Annotated in this window: 5 protein-coding genes; 4 read left to right on the forward strand and 1 reads right to left on the reverse strand. The window is 57.6% G+C overall.

The window, feature by feature from the left end:
* On the reverse strand, positions 1 to 307 hold a 307-nt coding region (locus tag EOA24_RS25535; RefSeq protein ID WP_245501853.1), incomplete at its 3' end, for a winged helix-turn-helix domain-containing protein.
* Positions 308 to 585: 278 nt separating this feature from the next.
* Between EOA24_RS25535 and EOA24_RS25540 the strand changes: the two genes are divergently transcribed.
* The 4 genes from EOA24_RS25540 to EOA24_RS25555 form a co-directional block, all read left to right on the forward strand.
* Positions 586 to 1,803: an FAD-dependent oxidoreductase gene (locus EOA24_RS25540; RefSeq protein WP_189354213.1), complete on the forward strand. Its 1,218-nt coding sequence runs from the start codon at positions 586 to 588 to the stop codon at positions 1,801 to 1,803.
* Positions 1,804 to 1,824: 21 nt separating this feature from the next.
* Positions 1,825 to 2,181 carry a non-heme iron oxygenase ferredoxin subunit gene (locus EOA24_RS25545; protein WP_245501854.1) on the forward strand — a complete coding sequence of 119 codons (357 nt, stop codon included), beginning with the start codon at positions 1,825 to 1,827 and terminating at the stop codon, positions 2,179 to 2,181.
* 104 nt (positions 2,182 to 2,285) lie between these two features.
* Complete coding sequence (locus EOA24_RS25550) at positions 2,286 to 3,737, forward strand: aldehyde dehydrogenase family protein (RefSeq protein ID WP_127410181.1); 1,452 nt, start codon at positions 2,286 to 2,288, stop codon at positions 3,735 to 3,737.
* 267 nt (positions 3,738 to 4,004) lie between these two features.
* A partial coding sequence (locus EOA24_RS25555) for a CocE/NonD family hydrolase (protein WP_127410182.1) occupies positions 4,005 to 5,628 on the forward strand: 1,624 nt, incomplete at its 3' end.

Raw genomic sequence — 5,628 nt, forward strand, 5'->3', positions numbered from 1 at the left:
TCACTGGTGCCGGCAAACCGACGACATAGAAACCTGACCGGGGCCGGGCCTCGCACACACCCTCAGCCTCCAGGAGCTCGTATGCATGGTGCACTGTCATCGGGCTGTAACCGGTGTCGTCGCTTAACTGCCGGACAGACGGGAGGCGATCACCGACCCTCAGAGTTCCTGTGCGAATGCGGCGCTTGATGAGGTCAACGACAAATTCGTAGCGGCGCATGGCCGATGTCTTGGGGCCATCGGTCATAGGATTGGCATTTCCGATCGCGCCTGGCACCTGCTGGGTCTGCACAAGAAGCCGTTCCATCTTTACACGATAAGGGGTTGCGGTCAGATCGTCGCGGTGCGGCCTCCTGCAGGCTCGTAGGCGCCGAGCTTACAATATTAATCCGTTTTGATTGGGAAAATGCACAAAAACCATCAATTCCGCGGAGCACAGTTTCTGCCGAAGCGCGATTCGGGGATTGGCATGGCCCGTCTGTGCTGAACGAATTCGCAGGATTTTGCCACTAGCGCGTCTCCATATTTTTGTTTCTTTTTGCCATGTTGGTAACGTTCAAAGTCGCCAAGCCCTGAGGAATGTTTATGGAAACGGTCGTTATCATCGGAGGAGGACTAGCGGGGCATCGTGCCGCCACAACGCTCGCCGGGCTTCGTCCTGAGCAGCGCACGATCATGATTCATAGCGAAAGTGGGACACCCTACGACAGGCCGCCGCTTTCCAAGGACTTTCTGTTGGGTGGCAAGCGGCCGACCTTAAAAGGGTCTGAGCTGTATGCAGACCGCGTCGTTTTGCGAGATAGAACGAAGGCCACCCTGATCGACCCTATTCGACGCATTGTCCACACTGATAACGGTAAACCGGAACACTACGACAAGCTGTTGATCGCGACGGGATCTCGAGCCCGGCAGTTCGAGAACTCCAATGTGGACCCGGCGCAAGTTCATTATCTGCGCACCGAATCAGATGCTACCAGATTGCGCGCGGCTCTTGCGCCTGGCCGGCGGCTGGCAGTTGTAGGCGGTGGCTTTATAGGCCTGGAGGTGTCGGGGATGGCCCGTCGCTTGGGCTGTCAAACAACGGTCATCGAACTGGCGCCGCGACTGCTGTCGCGCAGCGCTTCACTATCTTTGTCAGACTGGGTCGCGAGGCGTCACGCGAGCGAAGGGGGTGAGTTCCGTTTGAATTGCGCAAATCTGCGTATGTTGAATAATTCAAAGGGCGAGGTCGTTCTGACTTGGAACGGAGGATCGCTCGTTGCTGACATGGTTCTCATTGGCATCGGGATTGGGCCTAACGCGGAAATCGCCGCTGACGCCGGCATCGATACCGCCGACGGGATCGTTGTTAACGCACGCTGCGAAACGTCCCTTCCGGGAATATATGCTGCCGGAGAGGTGACAAACTATCCTTTGCCCGGGCTCGGCCGGCGGCTACGGAGTGAGAGCTGGACTGTGGCCGGCGATCAGGCCGTGGTGGCCGCACAAGCTATTTGTGGTCTGGATGTACAGTACAAAGACCTGCCGTGGTTCTGGTCCGACCAGTGCGGGGTGACTATCCAGTCACTCGGGCTTCCAGCACTCGCGACCCGCCTTTATCGCGTCGGAGACGTTGCGGGCGAACGCTGGCTGGAGATTGGCACCGATGATCAAGGACGTTTTGTCAGCGCCGTAGGGGTCAACCCTGGTCGTGACATGACGCAGCTGCGGCGAGACGCAAGGGCTGGCAAGCCTATATCGCCGGATATTATGAGCCGGGCGGAGGAAGTCGATCCGACCTATATGTGTGTCGCCACTGGCTAATTTGGCAATCGGAGTGCACTTGTGACAACGTTGGAAAAGAGCATAGATACTGTGCTTCAGAATTATGAGTGGATAATTCTTTGCGCCATTTCGGATCTTGAAGAGGGTACCGTTACGCCCTTTGAGATCGATGATGCCCGAATAGCCATCTACTTGATCGGCGGCAAAGTACATGCGACCGATAACGTTTGTTCACACGCGTTCGCTCTCCTTTCCGACGGCTGGCTGGAGGGTACGCTTATCGAGTGCCCTCTGCATGGTGCTCAATTTGAGATCACCTCTGGGGAGGTGGTTCAAGGTCCGGCTGAGTGTCCAATCACCGTTTTTAAGACGAAGGTGGAAGATGGCCAGGTCCTGGTGCGTCTTCCAGTATCGTGAACAGTTTAAGCCTCAACAGCAAAGAACATGATAGCTGGCGGACCAACAGACCACCAGCGGTCGCGATGAGGTAATGCGCCAACATCAAGCAGGGAAAGATATCGATGAGCGAGGCAAGCAGCGCGTTTGCGAGGAATGAGAGCGACAGCCATATGGCGGATTCAAGAAATTTCTACTCCCTGGTCAACGGTTCTCTTGTCCGTGACGGATCGAAATTGAGGATCATAAACCCGGCGACGCAAGGGAGTGCCGGATCCGCGATCATCCCCGGGGTAAATGTCCTGCAGCAAGCGATCGACGCCGCTGACCGGGCTTTCGCGAGTTGGCGGGCTGAACCGTGGACGGTGCGCAGCGATCTCCTGCTTACACTGGCCGACGTTCTGCGGAAGAACGTTGAAGAACTTGCACGCCTTCTGACTACGGAACAGGGAAAACCGCTTCAGCAAGCTCGAAGCGAAACCGTCTCTTGCGCCGAATTTCTTGAGCACTGTGCAGGTCTGGAGTTGCGTCCTATCGTGCTGAAAAATGAACCGGAGGCATACGCGGAGCAATTCTTTGTTCCGTACGGTATCGTCGCAGGAATAGTGCCGTGGAATTTTCCACTCGAAGCTGCAATATCCAAGATTGGTCCAGCAATCATAACGGGGAATTCCATCATCATTAAGCCTGCGCCGACCACTCCTCTGGCTACCCTCCGCTTTGGAGATCTCATAAAGGACCTGGTTCCGCCAGGGCTTATTCAGATCATCGCGGACGACGGATCACTGGGTCCAGAGCTCGTCAGCCACCCCAGTGTTGCAAAAATTTCTTTCACGGGGTCCACCGCATCCGGCAAGGCTGTCATGACGTCAGCCGCTCGAGGGTTGAAGCGTCTCTCTTTGGAATTGGGCGGCAATGATCCGGCAATCGTGTTCGACGACGTCGACCCGAATCGGGTGGCGCAAGCTATTTTCAAGGCGGCCTTTCTCAATAGCGGGCAGGTCTGTACTGCGATCAAACGGGTTTACGTTCATCAGTCCATTGCTGATCGCTTCTGCGAATGCCTTGGTGATCTGGCGCGAACGGCAGTTGTGGGCAGCGGCTTGGAGGACAATGTCACTGTGGGTCCCCTGCAGAATAAAGCCCAGTTCGATAAAGTTCTTCAATATCTGGATGAGGCGGAGAAAGTCGGACGCATCGTCACAGGCGGCAAAGCGCCAGCTCTTGGCGGCTATTTCGTCAATCCTACCATCGTGACGGATATCAGCGACGAGGCTTCGCTCGTCAAAGACGAGCAGTTCGGCCCGATTCTTCCGGTCCTGACGTTTACCGACGTCGATGATGTTGTGCGCCGGGCCAACGCCACGCCTTATGGTCTTACTGCTTCCGTGTGGTCGGCCGACAGAGGCCGAGCGTCGCGGGTCGCTAGGCGATTGGACTTCGGAACAGTATGGGTGAACAAACATCTGGAGTTCAATCTGGACTATCCGTTCAGTCCTTGTAAGGAATCCGGCTTCGGTACCGAAGGGGGTATTGAGGGATTGAAGGAATATGCTCAGCCCCGCCTGTTGAGTTGACATATTCGGACCATGTTGTGGCTCATTGGCGCAACGACGATGTTTCGGGTCGAAACTGGCGCTGCTACCAAACCGTCCAGTGCGGCCAAGCTCTAAACTGTCCTACTTGGACGCTACCGACGCTGGATTTAGAAGCCCTCACTGTTCTTGGCGCTCGGGTGGTAGTTCCATGGCCACTGCTCGTTTGAAACAGATCTGCGCAATGGGCGCCTGCGCCGGATCGATCAACGCGAGACAACTTCGACAAGTTAACAAGGGAACCCGACAATGAAAGATATCCGCGTGGTCACCGAGTTCCCGCGAGTGGTCCGTGAGATCGAGAATTTGTGGATCCCCATGCCAGATGGCGTGAAGCTCGCTGCCCGCATCTGGCTTCCTGAAGATGCCGAGGCCGACCCGGTCCCTGCCATCCTCGAATACCTGCCCTATCGCAAACGCGACGGAACGGCGGAACGCGATGCACTCACGCATCCCTATTTCGCCGGTCACGGCTATGCCGGCGTGCGTGTCGACATGCGTGGAACGGGCGACAGCGAAGGCGTTTGCAAGGGTGAATATTTGCAGCAGGAGCAGGACGACTGCCTCGCGGTAATAGAATGGCTGGCGAAGCAGGCCTGGTGCTCCGGTGCGGTTGGCATGATCGGCATTAGCTGGGGCGGCTTCAACGGGCTTCAGGTAGCTGCCCGCCGGCCACGGGCGCTCAAAACGGTGATCTCGCTCTGCTCTACCGACGACCGCTATAACGATGACATCCATTATCTCGGCGGCGCACAGATGTGCGACAATCTGGAGTGGGGCACCACTGCGTGGGCGATCGCCATGACGCCGCCCGACCCCTTGATCGTCGGCGACCGCTGGCGGGAGCTTTGGGAAAGCCGGCTTAACGGCAATGGCATTTGGATGCAGGAATGGTTCGAGCATCAACGCCGCGACGAATTCTACAAGCACGGTTCGATCTGCGAGGACTACTCGGATGTCGCGGTCCCCGTTTACCTAGTCGGTGGCTGGGCCGATAGCTATCCGAATCCAGTCTTCCGCATGCTCGAAAGCCTGCCCGGCATCCGGAAGGGCCTGATCGGTCCTTGGGGCCACAAATATCCGCATTTCGCCATGCCCGGACCGCGCATCGGTTTTCTCAAAGAATGCCTGCGCTGGTGGGACCAATATCTCAAGGGCGTCAATACCGGGATCGCCGACGAACCGATGCTCCGGGCCTGGATGCAAGACCCCTGTCCGCCGGCCGCCATATACGATGAGCGCCCGGGCCGCTGGGTTGCCGAACCGTCCTGGCCGGGACCCGGCATTGGTAAATGGGAGCTGGCACTTTCCCCGGGGCTCCTTGCCGGGGGCGCCCGCAGTGATGACGTGCTTAAGATCTGTTCTCCTTCGACGACCGGCCTCTCGTCAGGGGCCTGGTGCGGCTATGGCGTGGATCCGACCTTGCCGATTGATCAACGCATGGAGGCCGGCAACGCGCTCGTCTTCGAAACGAAGGCTTTGGAAGAAGCCGTGGAGATTCTCGGGTTTCCTGAGTTCGAGGTGAAGCTCATCTCAGACAAGCCGGTTGCACTGATTTCAGCGACGTTGTCGCTGGTGCTGGAAGACGGAGCGGCATCGCGTGTCAGCTACGGCATCCTCAACCTTACGCATCGACATGACGACCTGGAACTGCGGCCGATGCAACCATACAGTGCCGAGACTGTGCGTATCAAATTGCGATGCTGTGGCCAGCGGTTCGAGAAAGGTCAGCGTATCCGCCTTGCCGTCGCCACAGGGCACTGGCCAATCGTATTCCCCGGGCCGGAGAAGGCGACGCTGTCGATCCATTGCGCTGGCAGCAGCCTTACCCTGCCTGTGCGCACGCCGCAGCCACTCGATGCAAGGCTTGCGT

The organism is Mesorhizobium sp. M2A.F.Ca.ET.039.01.1.1, from assembly GCF_003998035.1.
Classification (GTDB): Bacteria; Pseudomonadota; Alphaproteobacteria; order Rhizobiales; family Rhizobiaceae; genus Mesorhizobium.